This is a genomic window from Arenibacter echinorum, assembly GCF_003259375.1.
Classification (GTDB): domain Bacteria; phylum Bacteroidota; class Bacteroidia; order Flavobacteriales; family Flavobacteriaceae; genus Arenibacter; species Arenibacter echinorum.
The window spans coordinates 176,955-193,969 of the sequence record NZ_QLLN01000003.1 but is presented as its reverse complement, the minus strand read 5'-3'; the positions used below and the strand labels follow the sequence as shown (position 1 = coordinate 193,969).

The window sequence follows — 17,015 nt, the reverse complement described above, 5'->3', positions numbered from 1 at the left end:
GATTAGTTTTTTATATACAAAACTTCCAAAAAAAAAGCTCACTGAAAAGTGAGCTTTTTATATTTGGTACGCAAGTATATTACTTGGCTCCCCACTCCTTCAAGGAGTCTTTGTTCATCTTAATATAGTCGGCATTACCTGCGGCTTCGGCAGCAGCCAAAGATTTTTTTGCAGTTTCAATGGCCTGCTTTTTATCACCTGCCTTAGCGTAGATCAAAGATTGTTGTCTTAACTGCCAGTATGCAGGTTCATAGGTCAGGCTCATGGCCTTATCCATCCATTCCTTGGCCTTATTGATATCCTTACCGGAATTCATGTAATATACAGCAGCTGCATAATAATCATTGGCATCCGGGCCCTTCATTACTTTTTCTATGGAACTAGTGACCGTTTTATCCGTAGGAACATCAAACTTAACACCTACATATACATTTGACCAAAACATGCCTAAAGTAGCAGCGTTATCAGAAAGGCCGTCGATAGTCATCGTAAAAGTTTCAACCTCAAATGGCAAGTTTTGCACTTGAGCAGAAGTTTTGGCAGCTACCTTGCTTTCATCCCAATCAGACGGAGTTCCACCACCATTGTAATCGGAATAGAAAAAGACTTCCCAAGAAGAAGCACCCGGCTTGGTAAAAATGGCATAGGAACCAGCTTTAAGTTCTTGACCTCCAATCATTACATTTTCACTAAAGGTTATTTTGGTCCTGGCGTTGGCCCCAGTTCTCCACAATTTATCATAAGGTACCAAATCTCCAAAAATGGTTCTTCCACGCATGGATGGTCTGGAATATTCCACCGTTACATCGGTCAATCCAACCTTTTGGATCAAAGTAGAGGCCGGACTCGCTGCCGGCGTTGAGATTTGCGACTGTACTCCAAAGGATACAGCAATCATAAATACTAAAAGTGTTATTTTTTTCATGTTAATAAGTGTTTAGAACGTTTCTGCTAAATTACATATTAAAAGCCTAATCTGGAAGTGGGTTTGCAGTATTGTATCCAACTAATAATAATATATTCCCTATCGATAATGATATATAGTCAATCTTATTTTACTCCTTTTTTAGTAAATTTATTGAACGCCAATGTCTAAAAGATGACAGAGAACAAAACCAAGCCGAACAATACATCTGTTATAGATTTTCTAAATTCTGTTGAGGGTGAAGAAAAACGTAAGGATGCACATGCATTATTGGAATTATTTAAAAGTATAACCCTTGAGCCAGCAGTAATGTGGGGTGAAAGTATAGTCGGCTTTGGCAGTTACCATTATAAATACGATTCTGGTCGGGAGGGAGATATGTGCATTACCGGATTTTCCTCTAGAAAATCCAATTTTTCAATCTACATCATGTCGGGCTTTGCAAATAAGCAAGAGCTTTTGGAACAATTGGGTCCCCACAAAACGGGCAAAACATGTCTGTATATAAAACGATTATCAAATATTGACATGGACGTTCTTTCCCAAATGATAAAATCATCCTATCTTCATTATAAAAACAAACATTCCAAATGAATACTTACATGCAAAATTTCACTAAGTATCTCAAGACCAAGGCGAACATAGCGGAACCTGATTTTCAGTTGCTTATAAAAAAAGTAGAATTCAGAAATATTGAAAAAGGAGAAATACTCTTGCGTCCGGGAGAAGTGTGTAAACATTCCTTCTTTGTTGAAAACGGCCTCCTGCGGTCCTATACAGTGGACGACGCTGGCAAGGAGCATATTATTCAGTTTGGTTCCGAAAATTGGATCGTTTCCGATAGGAGCAGTGCTTTTTTTAATGAACCTTCAGATTTGTTTATAGATGCCATAGAGGATACCAAGGTAGTTTTAATAAGTTCGGACTTTTTAAATGAAGCTAGTGAAATTAGTGCTTCCTTCAGGAACTACAATCAAATAGCACTTCAGAACCACATTAGACACCAACAAAAACGAATAAATCTTTTGTTGAGCGCTAGTGCGGAAAGGAGATATATGAATTTTATCAAATTATATCCTGATCTAACACTAAGAGTACCGCAATGGATGATTGCCTCCTATTTGGGCATTACCCCGGAAAGTCTTAGTAGGGTACGCAAAGAATTGGCACATAAGAATTTTAAGCCAAACTAGCGTCTGCATTACTTATCATACATCAATGCACAGGACCCCATTTCCACGTATTATTGCTATATAATTATTAAATAGATATTGATGAATATAAAGAATATAGAAATAGTGGTGGCGCCAAGGGAACCGCACTATGTAGGGGACGGATTTAGGGTACATAATTTTATCCCCAGTGGATATAGGTTGGATATGGAAAGAATGGATCCTTTTATTCTTTTGGATTACAATTCCCCTTTTTACTTCCCTCCCACCGATAAGCCTAGAGGGGTAAGTGTACATCCCCACAGGGGTTTTGAAACGGTTACGATTGCCTATCAGGGGAAAGTGGCCCATCATGACAGTTCTGGCAATAGTGGCGTAATCGGTGTAGGGGATGTACAGTGGATGACCGCAGCCTCAGGGATACTTCATAAAGAATATCACGAAGAGAAATTTAGTAAAGAAGGGGGGTATTTTCAAATGGCACAACTTTGGGTAAACCTTCCGGCCAAGTACAAAATGTCTGCTCCAAAATATCAGGGAATAACCAATTCCCAGATAAATAAATATCAGTTGGAAGACAATAAAGGAGTTGTTGAAGTTATAGCAGGGAACTATAATAATGTTGCAGGTGCAGCCTCTACCTTTTCCCCTGTTAACATGTTAAATGCGAGGCTTGAAGAAGGTGGAAAAGCGGATTTTAGTTTTCCAGCTACCTATAATACAGCCTTACTGGTAGTTGCTGGGGAAATAAATGTTAATGGAACACAGACCGTAGCCGAAAATCATTTTGTACTCTTCGAAAATGAAGGAGAAGATTTTAACATCGAAGCCACTAAAAAGTCGATTGTACTCATTTTAAGCGGAGAACCCCTTAACGAACCTATAGCTGCACAAGGGCCATTTGTGATGAATACCCGTGAAGAAATAGCCCAGGCCATAAGAGATTATAATTTGGGCAAATTTGGCTATTTGGAAGAATAAAATGTAAATTGGAAATAGGATTACTGGATTATACTGTACAAATAATAACGATAGGTATGGAATACAAATTAATAGATAATACGGAAGGAAAGCAATATGAATATCATATTGATGGCGTTATTGCCAAAATTGAATATATACGGGCAAAAGATAAAATTTATCTTACCCATACGGAGGTTCCCAAGGAATTGGAAGGGCAAGGGGTAGCCTCCGCCCTGGTTAAAGATGTCCTAAAAGATATAGAAAAGAAAGAATTGACCTTGATTCCCATGTGCCCATTTGTAGCTTCCTACATAAAAAGACATCCTGATTGGAAAAAATTAGTATTAAAAGGAATTAATATCGCGTAATTATGGAAAAGAAAGAAATTGCAAAGGAATACACCAATGGTGAACTTACAGTAGTATGGAAACCTTCAAAATGTATTCACGCCGGAGTATGTGTAAAAACCTTGCCACAGGTTTACGATCCAAAAGGGAAACCGTGGATAAAGCCAGAGATGGCCACGACCGAACAATTGAAATCACAGATCATGAAATGTCCGTCCGGGGCTCTATCGTTTTACATGAACGGTGAAAGTTAAAAACTTATATCTATCGACTAATTTGAAATGTGCGATTCGCTAATTAAAGAGTATCTTTATACAGGACTAAGCGATCGTAAAGGGAGCATTAGTTTCTAGTTTTAATGATGTAATGTTTAAAACGAAGTCTAAAAGAATGATTAATATATTTCGCAGAAGTATCTATTTAACTGGAATAAAAATATGTCTTGCCCTCTGCTCCCTGCTTGTGATTATAAGTTGTACGGAGGAAAAGTCCGTTAGTCATATAGATCCCATTAATTGGGAAAAGCGATACCTAACCCTACCCGTTCAGGACTCGCTTATAAAGGGCAGTTCCTATTTGTCCATATATTCGTCCATATACGATGGCACGGAAAGAACGCTACATCATTTAACGGCTACGGCAAGTATGAGGAATGTAAGCAACACCGATTCCATTTATATATTGAAAGCCGAATATTACAATACTCAGGGAGATCTTATCCGTACCTATTTTAACAAACCTATATATCTGAAGCCTTTGGAAACTATAGAAATTGTTATTGATCAAGATGATGAATACGGTGGAACAGGCGCAAATTTTGTTTTTGACTGGGCAGTAGAATCGAATAATCACGAGCCTATTTTTGAAGCCGTCATGATCTCCACCACAGGACAACAGGGAATCTCCTTTACTACACGGGGAATAAAATTGTAGGCCTTGCTTAAGCCATTAAATTGACTTGGCATTAAAACTCCCTGTCCGTACCAATTAAAAAAAAAGACTATATTTATTATGGTTTAGTCAAAGGCATATTTACCACCCTTATTATTATTTCTTTTAACCTAATTCATTGCTGCATTATGGTCAAGGTACCTTCTTTTGGTAGTAAGCTAAGAAAAAATATCGTGGAAGTACCGGAGGTAATCAACTCTTGTTCCGGAATACGGGTTTTTGGACAATTGCTAAAATCATTCCTGTTCAGCACAGATGTTGCCATCATTAGAAACACCAATGCCAATGCTATAATTGCCGTCTATCCTTTTACGCCCCAGCCATTAATCAGCCATGCCTTAATTTTGGCAGCGGATAAACCTATCTTTTGTGGTGTTGGTGGCGGAATTACTACAGGTAAAAGGTCTGTGGAACTGGCATTGCATGCAGAATTTCAAGGTGCCTTGGGTGTTGTCTTGAACAAACCCACTCCCAATGAACTTATAGCGAGATTAAAGTCGAAAATTGACATTCCGGTAACCATCACCATTGTTTCTGAAAAAGATGATATAAAAGGTAGAATAGCCGCTGGGGTGGATATCTTTAACGTTTCAGGAGCTGGTAAAACTGCTGACATTGTTAAGCGTATCAGGGATATTGACAGCGATATTGCAATATTGGCCACAGGAGGCCATATAGATGAAGACATTGTAAGAACTATAGAAGCTGGCGCCAATGCCATTAGTTATACGCCCCCTTCCACAAGCGAGTTGTTCAAGGACATCATGTTAAAATACAGAAACGAATAATTAAATACCGATCAACAATCAATACATAAAACCATTAGCCCTTATTGCATGAATATCATACACAGTATCCCAGAAAACATTTTTGAAAGTATAGGAATTGCAGCCGGTCTAAGTGCCTGTCTGGTAATTGCTATTCAGGTCTTTAAAGAATATCGTTATAAGGGTCCCAGCAGCCTCTCCAATGGCTTTATTTTTGGCTGGGTATTCATTTATCTGTTTTGGTGTTTTTACGGAATTCGTTTTAATACCGTAGCCCTATGGCTCACCAATGCCATTGCGGTAGTCATCCAATTGGCCCTCTGTTTTATTGTGGTCAGAAAAAGAAAATTATATAGTTCTCAAACCTAACCAACGGGATATTATTTTTTTTAGCATGAAAACAAGGCAGAATGCCTTTATTGGCGTATTTATTCTTTTGGTGCTCTTGGATCTGGTAACAGGATACTTACACTTTCAAGGCTTGAGGCAATTTACCAAGCCTCTTATACTACTTTCGCTACTATTATTTTTCGGGATATACGGAAAGCAACTAGCTTCAAAGACATACAGTTACAGTTTATTAGCGCTTTTCTTTTCCTTAATGGGGGACATATTCTTGCTCTATGATCATCTTTCTCCATTGTATTTCATGCTTGGATTAATAGCTTTTCTCCTTGCCCATATAACTTATGCCATAGTATTTCTCATCCAGGGCAAAACTATTTTTAAAAAGGAAATACGCTTGGTTGCCTTTTTACTACTGGTCTATGGCACTACCCTTTTCATAATTCTACAAGATCATTTAGGGCCGTTAACAATGCCAGTAATTATTTATATCCTTGGCATTCTAGCAATGGCCGTAACAGCCTATAGCAGAAAAGACCAGGTAGATCCCACAAGTTTTAAATTGGTGTTTATTGGGGCACTGTTCTTTATCTTGTCCGATAGTATCCTGGCCCTTAATAAGTTTGTTGTGTCTATACCCGGATCACATATTCTGGTTATGGGCACTTATGCTACGGCTCAATATTTAATAGTCCGCGGGTTATTGGCACGTAAAGACTGAATTGAACATGGAATAAATAACAATTTCCTAAAAATTACCACAAAAGTAGATTGGCTTCAATAAATTGATTCATTTTTATTTACCTTTCTTTCCTGCTAAAGTTTACGTTGCCTTATAAACCAGATAGCCTAAAGAAAATAACACCTTATAATTACTTTTAAAATTAAAACCTAATATACATGCACAAGCCATTATTTCTGCTTCTCAGTTTTATTATACTACAAATCCATGCCCAAGATTTTGATTTCCAAATAGACCATTCTTCCTTGATCGTCAATAATCTGGACACTACTGCTGATTTCTATTCCAATATTCTTAAGCTGAAGGAAATTCCACACCCTGACAAAGCTCCGGGATTCCGTTGGTTTGCAGTCCAGGGCAATTCACAGCTGCATCTGATTTATAAGGATACGGTTGTAATGAAAAAGCACAAGTCCATGCACCTGTGTTTATCAACACCCAACTTGGAGACTTTTGTTAAACATTTGGAAAGCAACAATATTGAATATGAGGATTGGCCGGGTACAAAAGGAGCGGTTACCTTACGCTCGGATGGAGTTCGACAGATATATCTCACAGATCCCGAAGGCTATTGGATCGAAGTCAATAACGCCAAGCACGATTAAAAAACCTAAGCAATATTTTATCTAGATTTAGTAAATTTGGGTAATAATGAAAAAAATAAATTAAAGCATATGAACAAGGACAATGCACAACGGAACACTGTAATAGATGCCCTCCTTAAAAACGAAACCACTGATTGGCAGGAAGTCCTTTCCACTGTAATTTCTGCTTTTGACTGTACTACCGGTACCATTCATTTTTTGGATGAAAAATCAGGATTGTTAAAGGTCCAGGCACATCAGGGTATTCCTCCCTTTTTAATTCCCAAACTTTCCGAGATTCCAATAGGTAAGGGTATGGCGGGAATAGCGGCGGAGCGGCGTGAACCAGTTGAAATGTGTAACCTACAAACGGATGATTCCGGGGTAGCCCGTCCTGCGGCCAAAGAAACAAAAGTTGAAGGTTCCATAGCAGCTCCAATGATGCTCAATGGCAAACTGTATGGAACCTTGGGAATTGCCAAGCCCGTTCCCTACGATTTTACCAAGGAAGAAGTGAGTGATCTTTTAACTATTGGCGAAAAAATTAGTAAGAAAATAAGTTCATAGTCACATTGGTCCAATTGTATTCTGTATTTTTATTACTTAAACATTGGTGCATATACAAAATTAAACAAGGACTTTCGATTGGAAAGTCCTTGTTTAATTTATGATGTTTTAGTCTTGATTACACTCTGGTAATCTTGGCACCAATAGCCCTCAATCTTGTGTCTATATTTTCGTAACCCCTATCTATCTGTTCTATATTATGAATGGTAGAGGTACCTTTAGCGGATAAGGCCGCTATCAGCAAAGAAACACCCGCCCTAATATCCGGAGATACCATGGTGGTGGCTTTTAGGCTGGATTTAAAATTATGTCCAATAACAGTGGCCCTATGTGGATCGCAAAGTATAATCTTGGCCCCCATGTCTATTAATTTATCTACAAAGAACAAACGGCTTTCAAACATCTTTTGGTGGATCAAGACCTCTCCTTTGGCTTGTGTAGCCATCACTAGGATAATGCTCAATAAATCTGGAGTAAGTCCAGGCCATGGCGCATCTGCCACGGTTAAAATGGAACCGTCTATATAATTTTGAATCTCATAACCGTCCTTATGTTCGGGTATAACGATATCGTCCCCTTTTCGCTCCAGCTGTATCCCCAACTTTCTAAAAACTGTAGGGATTTGGCCCAAATCGTCCCAGCTAACATCTTTAATGGTTAGATGGCTCCTTGTCATTGCAGCCAAGCCAATCCAACTACCGATCTCAATCATATCAGGCAGCATTCGGTGATCTGTGCCTCCCAGGCTATCAACACCTTCTATTTCCAATAGATTGGAACCGATTCCAGTAATTTTGGCTCCCATCCTATTCAGCATTTTGCACAATTGCTGTAAATAAGGTTCACAAGCTGCATTATAAATGGTTGTTTTGCCATCCGCTAGTACTGCGGCCATTACAATGTTGGCTGTTCCGGTAACCGAAGCCTCATCCAGGAGCATATAGGTGCCCTTCAATTTTTTGGCTTCAACACCATAAAAGTGTTCCTCCTTATTATATCTAAATTTGGCCCCCAATTTTATAAAACCTTCAAAGTGGGTATCCAAGCGCCTACGTCCTATTTTATCACCGCCTGGTTTGGGAATATATCCCTTACCAAATCGCGCCAATAATGGACCTACGAGCATAATAGACCCCCTAAGGCCTCTACCGTCCTCTTTGAATTGAGCGGATTGCAGGTAGTCCAAATTAATGTCATCTGCCATAAAGGTATATGACCCTTGACCTTTCTTTTGGATCTTAACCCCCAAATCCTCTAATAGGGATATCAGTTTGTTTACGTCAACAATATCTGGGATATTGGTAATCGACACTTTTTCTGAAGTAAGTAGTACGGCACAGAGTATTTGTAATGCTTCATTCTTTGCCCCTTGCGGTGTAATCTCACCATGTAATTGATGACCGCCTTCTATTTTAAATGTTCCCATTAAAGTTTGAGAAGATTAATACCGCTTTTTACCACGGTTTTGATTTCTTTGCGTTTTTTTACCAGAACTGATCCTAGGTGTTTTTGCCACACGATTTTTCAGGAATTGTCCACTTTCAGTCAGGTTTTCCCCTTCCTTGGCAAGATCTATTTGTCCGTCGCTTAACTCGTAAAGATGCTTAAAAATAGCCTTGTCGTCCACAGTGTCCTTGTTCCAATTCAGGTAACACTTTTTCATGTGGTTGGCTATGGCATACTCCAATCCGTCTCGCATATCGCCTTTTTCCCACTTAACAGCCACATCGATCATACGTTTTATGTTGTTTCCATAAAACCTATATTTTGGAAAATTTTGTGGATACTCCAATGGATCCGGACGCTTTTGCAAGGTCTCCTTGGAGGTAATTGGGAATGGCGAGTCCACGTTCAATTTAAAATCGGACATGATGAACAATTGGTCCCATAGCTTATGTTGAAAGTCGGGTACGTCCCTCAAATGTGGTTGAATATTGCCCATAACACTTATGATGGCCTGGGCCACACGGTTACGTTCCTCATCGTCGTCTATGGAGATGGCATGGTCAACCATTTTCTGGAAATGGCGCCCATACTCGGGTATAATGAGCTTTGGTCGCTCAGTATTGTATTCTAAGTTTTCTACTAAATTCAAATTGAAATATTTATTGCTATTTATTTATGATAAGGAAGTGCTCTTATAACGTCTGCAAATTAACAAAATTATGCTAGAAATACTATTTTAGAGCGATATTACCCCTTTTACCTCCCCTACTTCCTTGTATTTACGTATTACTTCATCAGGATTTTTAAGGTTAACCGTAATGCTCAAACTGGTATATTTTGCATTTTTGGATTGCTTGGATTCGATTACTGCCCCAGTATTATCAAAAATATCCTGAATCTGTTTAATTTTTTCAGTGTCTGTGGGTACTATGAATTTATACAGGTAATTGGAAGGCCATGTGCTACTTTCCGCCAATTGGTCCCTTAATCTACCATAAAATTCTTCTGATTTATCCTGATCCATGCCAATGTTTTTGCAAATATATAAAGTATCATTGTCAATTTTTTAATCTTAAGGCTATTTCATTACTTTGTAACACTATTTTATGCATTTAATTGCAGAAACTTAAACGCCACTATTTGAATTTAGAAAGAATTGTCATCACAGGTGGACCCAGTACAGGAAAGACATCTGTCATAGAAAAAATTGAAAAGGTAGGCTTCTATTGTTTTGGTGAGATATCCCGCGAAATTACGCTGGAAGCCAGGCAGCAAGGTATACCGCAGTTATTTGTTTCGGATCCTTTACTTTTTAGTGAAAGAATTATCGAAGGAAGGATCAGGCAATTCCAAACCGCCAAGGAGATGGATCAACCCATTGTTTTTTATGATCGCGGTATTCCGGACGTAGTGGCCTATATGGATTGTTTTGGCCAGTCCTATGGGGACCATTTTGTGGAAAGCTGTAAAAATTACCAATACGACCACGTATTTTTACTGCCACCTTGGAAGGAAATACATGAGTCCGACAATGAGCGTTATGAAAACTTTGAAGAAGCGGAGCGTATCCACACCTTTTTGGAAAAGGCCTACACCCATTACGGCTATAAAATTATAAATGTCCCCAAGGAAACCGTAGAAGGAAGAGTTACCTTTATACTAAATAAATTAAAAAGGCTATAGTGCAGCAGCACCCTAAGGATATATTGGAAAAATTTTGGGGTTTTCCGGATTTTAAAAATTCCCAGGAAGAAATCATAAACGCCGTATTGGGCGGACAGGATGTATTGGCGCTGCTGCCTACAGGAGGTGGCAAATCTTTGTGCTATCAGGTACCGGCTTTGACCAGTGAAGGTATCTGTATTGTGGTATCGCCATTAATAGCCTTGATCCGAAACCAGGTTGACACCCTAAAAAAATTGGGCATAAAGGCCATTGCCCTTACCGGGGGCATTTCTTTTGACGAAGTTAACAACCTCTTGGACAATTGCCTTTATGGCAACTATAAATTCCTTTACCTATCCCCAGAAAGACTTCAACAGGAATTGGTACAGGAGCGCATCAGGCAAATGAACGTCAACCTTATTGCCATAGACGAAGCGCATTGCATTAGTCAATGGGGTAACGATTTTAGACCTGCCTACTTGGAATGCCATATTTTAAAGGAATTGGCGCCCAATGTTCCTATGATAGCATTGACCGCTACGGCAACCACTATGGTAGTCAAGGATATCTGCCAAAATCTACATTTGGAACAACCATTGGTAGTGAAGGATTCCTTTTCCAGGAACAATATTACCTTTAGTGTTTGCTGGGAAGAGGACAAAAAATACCGTCTTAAGGAATTATGCGCCCAGACCAATACCAGCTCCATAGTATATGTGCGGAGTAGAAAAATGACCATGGAACTGGCCTATTACCTATCCAAACAGGGACATACAGCAACCTTTTTTCATGGAGGTATTTCCAAAAAGGACAAGGATACCAGATTAAACCAGTGGTTGGAAAACAAAGTAAAGATCATGGTGGCCACCAATGCTTTTGGAATGGGGATAGACAAGCCAGATGTTGGACTTGTTGTACATTACCAAATTCCGGACAGTATGGAAAACTACTTTCAGGAGGCGGGCAGGGCCGGAAGGGACGGGAAACCGGCAAATGCTGTTTTAATTACCAACCCCACGGATGAGGCCCAGGTACGCAAACAATTTTTAGGGGTCTTGCCAGATGTTGACTTCCTTAAGTTGTTGTACCGTAAACTGGCCAACTATTTTCAGATTCCCTTTGGGGAAGGTAGTGGGGAAACTTTTCAATTGCCCTTTAATTCCTTTTGCGAAACCTATAAACTAAATACTACATTGACGTATAACGGTTTAAGGCTGTTGGACCAAAACTCTGTAATATCCCTAACTGAAGCTTTCTCACAAAGAACGACTATACGCATGATAGCTGCCAAGCATCAAATATTTGATTATCTAGATAAAAATAAGCCATCGGTAGCTATCGTTCAAACCATATTAAGGACCTACGGCGGAATATTCGATTTTGATACCAAAATCAATCCCCTATTGATTTCGCGAAAAGCGAACACAAGCGAAAAGGAGGTAATAGCCGTATTGGAAAAAATGGAAAAGGATGAAATAATTGAATACCATGCCCAACACAGCGATCTGGAAATTACCTTTTTGGTACCCAGGGAGGATGAACGAACCATCAATATTTTCGCCAAAAAAATAAAACAGATACAACAGGTAAAAAAGGACAATGTAGAAAGTATGTTGACCTATATAAAGGATTCCAAGCTATGCAGAAGTCGGCACATTCTAAACTACTTTGGTGAAACTACCACTGAGAACTGTGGTAAATGTGACGTATGCCTTCAAAAGAATCCTATAAACAATGACATTGTTAAAATCATAGAACAGGATATTCTACAAATCTTGATGGTAAAAAAAGAAAGTTCCAGAGGGCTGATAAAATTATTGACCTATAAGGAAAGTGCCATTATTTTGGCCTTACAAAGATTATTGGAGGAGCAGAGAATAAGAGTGAATTCTATTAACCAGTATGAAATAATCAAAAGATGAGCAAACTGCGAATAGTGTTTATGGGTACCCCGGATTTTGCCGTGGCCATTTTGGACAAGCTAGTAAAGAGTGATTGTAATATTGTTGGGGTAATTACTGCGCCCGATAAACCGGCCGGGCGTGGTAGAAAATTAAATGAATCTGCCGTGAAGGTTTATGCCATGGAACATGGACTGAATATTATGCAGCCCACCAACTTAAAGGATCCCAATTTTATTAAGGAACTGGAAGCAATACAACCAGAGCTTCAGATAGTGGTGGCTTTTAGAATGCTGCCCAAAGCGGTTTGGGATATGCCCAAGCTGGGCACTTTTAACCTACATGCTTCCCTCCTGCCCCAATACCGCGGAGCAGCCCCTATCAACTGGGCCATAATAAACGGAGAGCATGAAACGGGGGTGACCACCTTCTTTATTGATGATAAAATTGATACGGGTGCCATATTGCTTCAAAAGAAAACCATCATCTCACAAGAGGATACTGCGGGAACCTTGCACGATAAACTGATGCATTTGGGAGCGGACCTGGTGTTGGAAACCATACATAAATTGGAGAGCAAAGAAATAGCACCGTCCCAACAGCAAGAAGATAGCCCCTTAAAGGAGGCGCACAAACTTCATAAAGAGACTTGTGAAATTGATTGGACACGAGATATTACAACCATCTACAATTTTATTAGGGGATTAAGCCCCTATCCCACTGCCTGGACTACCATGCACAATGGGGAGGACCAGTTGTTCCTAAAGACATACTCCGCCAAAATGGATTTGGAACCGCATCAATTAAAGGTAGGGACCATTGCTGCCACCAAAAATGAACTAAAGGTAGCCGTGAAGGGAGGTTTCATTAATTTATTGGAAATTCAACTGCCCGGCAAGAGAAAAATGAACACCAAAGAGGTATTGAACGGATTAAAATTGGCAGAAAACGCCTATGTTGGGTAAACCCCTATGTTCATTGGGGGTATGAGAAATCGTAAAAAAAACCCTACTTTATCAACAAACGTTTCAAGTTATCAACAAAATTGCGGATTTCCCCCCATTTTACTTGTGTTAATGGCAAATCCGTATAAATTTGTTGAAGTATTTAATTATAATTAATAACACTTAATTTATCGAAATTATGAACAAAACAGAATTAATCGATGCAATGGCAGCTGATGCTGGCATTACTAAAGCAGCAGCTAAAAAGGCATTGGAATCTTTCTTAGGAAACGTTGAAGGTTCTCTAAAAAAAGGTGGTAGAGTATCTCTAGTAGGTTTCGGATCATGGTCTGTATCTAAAAGAAATGCAAGAGAAGGTAGAAATCCATCAACTGGAAAGACTATCCAAATTGCAGCTAAAAATGTAGTGAAGTTTAAAGCAGGTGCTGATTTAAGCGGTGCAGTAAACTAGTCATAATATCATTATACATAGAAAGCACTTCTTTCACAGGAAGTGCTTTTTTTGTGCAAAAGACTTTTCAGATTAACGGAATTGTTTTATTTTAGAGATACTAGAACAAATAATATGGTCGCTGAAAAGCCAAAAAAAGGCAAACTCCTTATTGCAGAGCCTACACTTTCAGGTGATGTTTCCTTTAACAGGTCTATAGTTCTGTTAGCGGAGCACAACCATGAGGGTTCTGTGGGGTTTATCCTAAACAAGCCTTTAGACTATAGTATAAATGATCTGGTTACCGAAATAGATTTGCCTTTTCAGGTTTACAACGGGGGTCCGGTAGAACAGGACAATCTCTATTTTATCCACAAGGTTCCGGAACTCATAGAAAATAGTATTGAAATTTCCGACGGGATTTATTGGGGCGGAGATTTTGGTTCTATTGTGGACCTGATCAATAATAAGGTCATTTCTGAAAACGATATCCGCTTCTTTTTGGGATATTCCGGTTGGTCTTCCCTGCAATTGGATCAGGAATTGCACTCAAAATCTTGGGTCGTGGTAAAAAATGTCTATGAAAGTGCTATCATCCAAAAATCTTCCAACGCTTTTTGGAAGGAAAAAATGATGGAATTGGGCGGCAATTACCTGATATGGTCCAATGCTCCTGAAAATCCCAACCTAAATTAAACCAAGATACTTAGTTCAACCTTGCAGCCGCATTAAGCTTGCCCAATATATCGGCAGCTACTTTAGTGTCGTACTCCTTCTTTCTATATTTTGTAATGGGCTGTATACCGGTAATTGCATTGGTTATGAACAGCTCATCCGCTTTCTGCAGCTCGAAGGGAGAAATAAAAGCTTCCTCAAAATGGTACTTGTCCAGCGAACCCAAAATACCGATCAATTTCTTACGGACAATTCCGTTTAAACAACCATCTTTTAAGGATGGCGTCTTTATAAGTTGGTCCTTCACCAAAAAGAGATTGCCATTCAGGGCTTCTACCACCTTTTTTTCCTGGTTCAGCAACAGACAGTTCTGGTAACCATTTTCGGAAGCAAAAATACTGCCTACCACATTGATTACCTTATTATTGGTCTTTAGGGTAGATAGCATATCCGCGTTAATATAAAAATCCTTAAAAAGCTCTACTTCGTAGGCATCATTGTTTAAAGTAAAGAAGGGGGAATCCAAAACATTGGCCTCAATAATATAGGATACATCATTGGTCTCTGGGAGATATAGTCCGCCGTTATTTCTAAAAACGGTAAGTCTAACCCTTGCCGATTGTTCCAATAGTCCATTCGCCTTTACGGCTGCCATTAGCTGTTCTTCCAAAAATTCCATGGTAAAATTCATGGGGATTTCCATTCTCAAAATTCGCATGGAGGCCATAAGTCGAAGGTAATGGTCTTCCCAAAAGAAAATTTTCCCGTTGACTACCCTGATGGACTCAAAAAGGGCATCACCGTAACGGAGTCCCCTATTTTCGTGATTAAGGTAAAATGTATTCTTAGAAAGAAGGTTTCCGTTAAAATTAACCATAAAAAAAGCCTTGAAAAATCAAGGCCAAAGATACGTTTTATTCCCTAAATGCCTTAGGCGGAACCCAATACTTGTTTTAAGCTGGATACTTGGTTCTCCCATAGCATTTTAGACTCGTCCACTTCATCCTCATCTGCAAAATCTGTAATAAACAGGGACACATCCTTGGTTATTTCGTCTACGATGATACGCATTTCAAAAAAGCTATCATCTTCTTCCGCTACCCAAGTGAATTTTACAAACTCATCGCTCTTGCGTTTTAATAATTTTGCCTGCTCTTCGGATCCGTCCCAAATAAAATTGAACATTTCTCCTCTGGAATTCACGTTGTCCGCGAACCATTCCGAAAGGCCCGAAGGGGTTGATATATATTGGTATAGTAGCTGTGGGGAGGACTGAATTACAAATTCAACTTCATATTTAATTTTATCGCTCATTCTGAATAGTGTTTATGGCGGACAATATATATATTTATAAATGATAAAAAAATAAAACCGAGATAATATTTTTAGCGATCTAATTTGGAAAGGACCAAAAATTAACTTTATATTTGCACCCGTTTAAAACGGCACGGCGAGGTAGCTCAGTTGGTTAGAGCGTCGGATTCATAACCCGGAGGTCGGGGGATCGTGCCCCCCTCTCGCTACAAAACTTAAGTTTTTAAAAATCAACGGATTGGTTACTGCCAATCCGTTTTTTTATGCCTTCTATTTACTTAAAAGCAACTTTGCAGTAGGGAGTTATCGGAAAAAGTGCTAATAATCTCTATCCACACATTAATTGGACGCATAAAATTAACAAAGAGTCCAATTTTGTGTTACAGCAATGCTTTTATTGGATTATACTTAATAAAAGAATCTGCAATTGATATGGTGGCTATGGTAGAATCAGAAAAAACTGCTATTATCATGTGTATTCTTATGCCAGAATATATTTGGATGGCCACAGGATCTAAAGTCGGACGTAAGCAAAAATTTCTTAATCCTTCACATGGTTTTAAGTGATTTTGTTCCCGGATAAGACGGAGTATAGTGCTTGGGCATACAAAACCACCTTACTAAGTAATTTTAGGCTTTTGTTAAAAAATTCATCTAAATATTTGACGGACAATATTTAGATGAATTTTCATTGGGAGTTATCCAATACAATGTTCTGTTATTGGTTCTTTACCAAACGTACGCTAATTGCAAAGGTGTCGACTGAATTTGTAAACCTGAAGCATGATGGACTTGAAATGTTAATTTTTCTTCTGAAAATATTTCCACCCCCTTCATCCGTGTTTACCCACAAATACGTATTGATGTTTATTGAGAAGTAAGAGCTTCCATCTCTATATCCGGCCATTGGGAAATTCAATCCTGACGATCCTCCAGATTTCATTTGTGTGCCTTGGTCTGTCCCTCTTGGTGTTGATTCACCAGTAATATTGAGATCACTTGCGGGCATTCCTAATTCAGTTTCCAACGTTTTCCATTCATCATCCGTTGGCAAGTGCCATCCTGTAGGAATTGCAGCTTGTACAAAGGCCCATTCATACAGACGGCCATAGTCTGCATCGTTGGAAGCATTATCGCCGTAACTGTATGACCCCGTAGAAGTGAAGACTAAATTCTCCGTCATCCAAACTTGGGATCCAATTTTAATTGTTCCATAAACATGACTATCCCTGTTGTCAGTGAATGATCCAGTGAAT

General features: G+C 39.1%; 24 protein-coding genes and 1 tRNA gene. 18 read left to right on the top strand and 7 right to left on the bottom strand.

Features of this window, described 5'->3' with window-relative positions; translation table 11 throughout:
- Nucleotides 1–79 precede the first annotated feature (79 nt).
- Nucleotides 80–925: a DUF2911 domain-containing protein gene (locus tag LV92_RS08080; protein ID WP_111623148.1), complete on the bottom strand. Its 846-nt coding sequence runs from the start codon at nt 923–925 to the stop codon at nt 80–82.
- 174 nt (nt 926–1,099) lie between these two features.
- Between LV92_RS08080 and LV92_RS08075 the strand changes: the two genes are divergently transcribed.
- The 11 genes from LV92_RS08075 (at nt 1,100) to LV92_RS08025 (ending at nt 7,363) form a co-directional block, all read left to right on the top strand.
- Complete coding sequence (locus LV92_RS08075; protein WP_111623147.1) at nt 1,100–1,519, top strand: DUF1801 domain-containing protein; 420 nt, start codon at nt 1,100–1,102, stop codon at nt 1,517–1,519.
- On the top strand, nt 1,516–2,118 hold the full coding sequence (locus LV92_RS08070; RefSeq protein WP_111623146.1) for a Crp/Fnr family transcriptional regulator: 603 nt from the start codon (nt 1,516–1,518) through the stop codon (nt 2,116–2,118). Before LV92_RS08075 ends, LV92_RS08070 begins: the two co-directional genes overlap by 4 nt.
- 81 nt (nt 2,119–2,199) lie before the next feature.
- On the top strand, nt 2,200–3,078 hold the full coding sequence (locus LV92_RS08065; protein WP_111623145.1) for a pirin family protein: 879 nt from the start codon (nt 2,200–2,202) through the stop codon (nt 3,076–3,078).
- A 56-nt stretch (nt 3,079–3,134) separates the two neighbouring features.
- Nucleotides 3,135–3,428: a GNAT family N-acetyltransferase gene (locus tag LV92_RS08060; protein ID WP_211322950.1), complete on the top strand. Its 294-nt coding sequence runs from the start codon at nt 3,135–3,137 to the stop codon at nt 3,426–3,428.
- A gap of 2 nt (nt 3,429–3,430) precedes the next feature.
- Nucleotides 3,431–3,661, top strand: a complete 231-nt coding sequence (locus LV92_RS08055; protein WP_111623144.1) for a (4Fe-4S)-binding protein — start codon at nt 3,431–3,433, stop codon at nt 3,659–3,661.
- Between the two features lie 136 nt (nt 3,662–3,797).
- Entirely contained in the window at nt 3,798–4,340 is a 543-nt protein-coding gene (locus tag LV92_RS08050; protein WP_111623143.1) for a DUF3124 domain-containing protein, read from the top strand.
- A gap of 146 nt (nt 4,341–4,486) precedes the next feature.
- Nucleotides 4,487–5,146, top strand: coding sequence for a beta/alpha barrel domain-containing protein (locus LV92_RS08045; protein WP_111623142.1), 660 nt, complete (start codon nt 4,487–4,489; stop codon nt 5,144–5,146).
- 48 nt (nt 5,147–5,194) lie between these two features.
- Nucleotides 5,195–5,494, top strand: a complete 300-nt coding sequence (locus LV92_RS08040; RefSeq protein ID WP_111623141.1) for a hypothetical protein — start codon at nt 5,195–5,197, stop codon at nt 5,492–5,494.
- Nucleotides 5,495–5,519: 25 nt separating this feature from the next.
- Nucleotides 5,520–6,191, top strand: a complete 672-nt coding sequence (locus tag LV92_RS08035) for a lysoplasmalogenase (RefSeq protein ID WP_111623140.1) — start codon at nt 5,520–5,522, stop codon at nt 6,189–6,191.
- 179 nt (nt 6,192–6,370) lie between these two features.
- Nucleotides 6,371–6,817 carry a VOC family protein gene (locus LV92_RS08030; protein WP_111623139.1) on the top strand — a complete coding sequence of 149 codons (447 nt, stop codon included), beginning with the start codon at nt 6,371–6,373 and terminating at the stop codon, nt 6,815–6,817.
- A gap of 69 nt (nt 6,818–6,886) precedes the next feature.
- The gene (locus LV92_RS08025) at nt 6,887–7,363 is read left to right on the top strand and encodes a GAF domain-containing protein (RefSeq protein WP_111623138.1); all 477 of its coding nucleotides are present in this window, start codon (nt 6,887–6,889) and stop codon (nt 7,361–7,363) included.
- Between the two features lie 118 nt (nt 7,364–7,481).
- Here LV92_RS08025 and murA read toward each other — a convergent pair whose 3' ends face one another.
- The 3 genes from murA to LV92_RS08010 all read right to left on the bottom strand — a co-directional run bounded on the left by murA (nt 7,482) and on the right by LV92_RS08010 (nt 9,833).
- On the bottom strand, nt 7,482–8,789 hold the full coding sequence (gene murA, locus LV92_RS08020; RefSeq protein WP_111623137.1) for a UDP-N-acetylglucosamine 1-carboxyvinyltransferase: 1,308 nt from the start codon (nt 8,787–8,789) through the stop codon (nt 7,482–7,484).
- A 15-nt stretch (nt 8,790–8,804) separates the two neighbouring features.
- Nucleotides 8,805–9,458, bottom strand: coding sequence for a DUF4290 domain-containing protein (locus LV92_RS08015; protein WP_111623136.1), 654 nt, complete (start codon nt 9,456–9,458; stop codon nt 8,805–8,807).
- 87 nt (nt 9,459–9,545) lie between these two features.
- Nucleotides 9,546–9,833, bottom strand: coding sequence for a DUF493 family protein (locus LV92_RS08010; RefSeq protein ID WP_111623135.1), 288 nt, complete (start codon nt 9,831–9,833; stop codon nt 9,546–9,548).
- 116 nt (nt 9,834–9,949) lie between these two features.
- On the opposite strand from LV92_RS08010, the gene LV92_RS08005 reads away from it, so the two are divergent.
- The 5 genes from LV92_RS08005 (at nt 9,950) to LV92_RS07985 (ending at nt 14,466) form a co-directional block, all read left to right on the top strand.
- A complete protein-coding gene (locus LV92_RS08005; protein ID WP_111623134.1) occupies nt 9,950–10,492 on the top strand; it encodes an AAA family ATPase in 543 nt (180 codons plus the stop codon).
- Complete coding sequence (locus LV92_RS08000; RefSeq protein ID WP_111623133.1) at nt 10,492–12,396, top strand: RecQ family ATP-dependent DNA helicase; 1,905 nt, start codon at nt 10,492–10,494, stop codon at nt 12,394–12,396. The genes LV92_RS08005 and LV92_RS08000 overlap by 1 nt, the downstream gene beginning before the upstream one ends.
- Entirely contained in the window at nt 12,393–13,340 is a 948-nt protein-coding gene (gene fmt / locus LV92_RS07995) for a methionyl-tRNA formyltransferase (protein WP_111623132.1), read from the top strand. Before LV92_RS08000 ends, fmt begins: the two co-directional genes overlap by 4 nt.
- Before the next feature lie 178 nt (nt 13,341–13,518).
- Entirely contained in the window at nt 13,519–13,791 is a 273-nt protein-coding gene (locus LV92_RS07990; protein WP_031443811.1) for an HU family DNA-binding protein, read from the top strand.
- 114 nt (nt 13,792–13,905) lie between these two features.
- Nucleotides 13,906–14,466, top strand: coding sequence for a YqgE/AlgH family protein (locus tag LV92_RS07985; RefSeq protein WP_111623131.1), 561 nt, complete (start codon nt 13,906–13,908; stop codon nt 14,464–14,466).
- 10 nt (nt 14,467–14,476) lie between these two features.
- On the opposite strand, the gene LV92_RS07980 is transcribed toward LV92_RS07985, so the two are convergent.
- Together LV92_RS07980 and LV92_RS07975 are read right to left on the bottom strand one after the other, a co-directional pair.
- Nucleotides 14,477–15,322, bottom strand: a complete 846-nt coding sequence (locus LV92_RS07980; protein ID WP_111623130.1) for an aminotransferase class IV — start codon at nt 15,320–15,322, stop codon at nt 14,477–14,479.
- Between the two features lie 53 nt (nt 15,323–15,375).
- Nucleotides 15,376–15,759, bottom strand: a complete 384-nt coding sequence (locus tag LV92_RS07975) for an START-like domain-containing protein (RefSeq protein WP_111623129.1) — start codon at nt 15,757–15,759, stop codon at nt 15,376–15,378.
- Between the two features lie 135 nt (nt 15,760–15,894).
- Here LV92_RS07975 and LV92_RS07970 point away from each other — a divergent pair.
- Together LV92_RS07970 and LV92_RS22165 are read left to right on the top strand one after the other, a co-directional pair.
- A tRNA-Met gene (locus LV92_RS07970) sits at nt 15,895–15,968 on the top strand.
- A 106-nt stretch (nt 15,969–16,074) separates the two neighbouring features.
- A complete protein-coding gene (locus LV92_RS22165; protein ID WP_394336259.1) occupies nt 16,075–16,326 on the top strand; it encodes a DUF6371 domain-containing protein in 252 nt (83 codons plus the stop codon).
- A 151-nt stretch (nt 16,327–16,477) separates the two neighbouring features.
- Here LV92_RS22165 and LV92_RS07965 read toward each other — a convergent pair.
- Nucleotides 16,478–17,015 (bottom strand): FISUMP domain-containing protein (locus LV92_RS07965; RefSeq protein WP_317046759.1); only part of this gene is annotated, 538 nt, incomplete at its 5' end.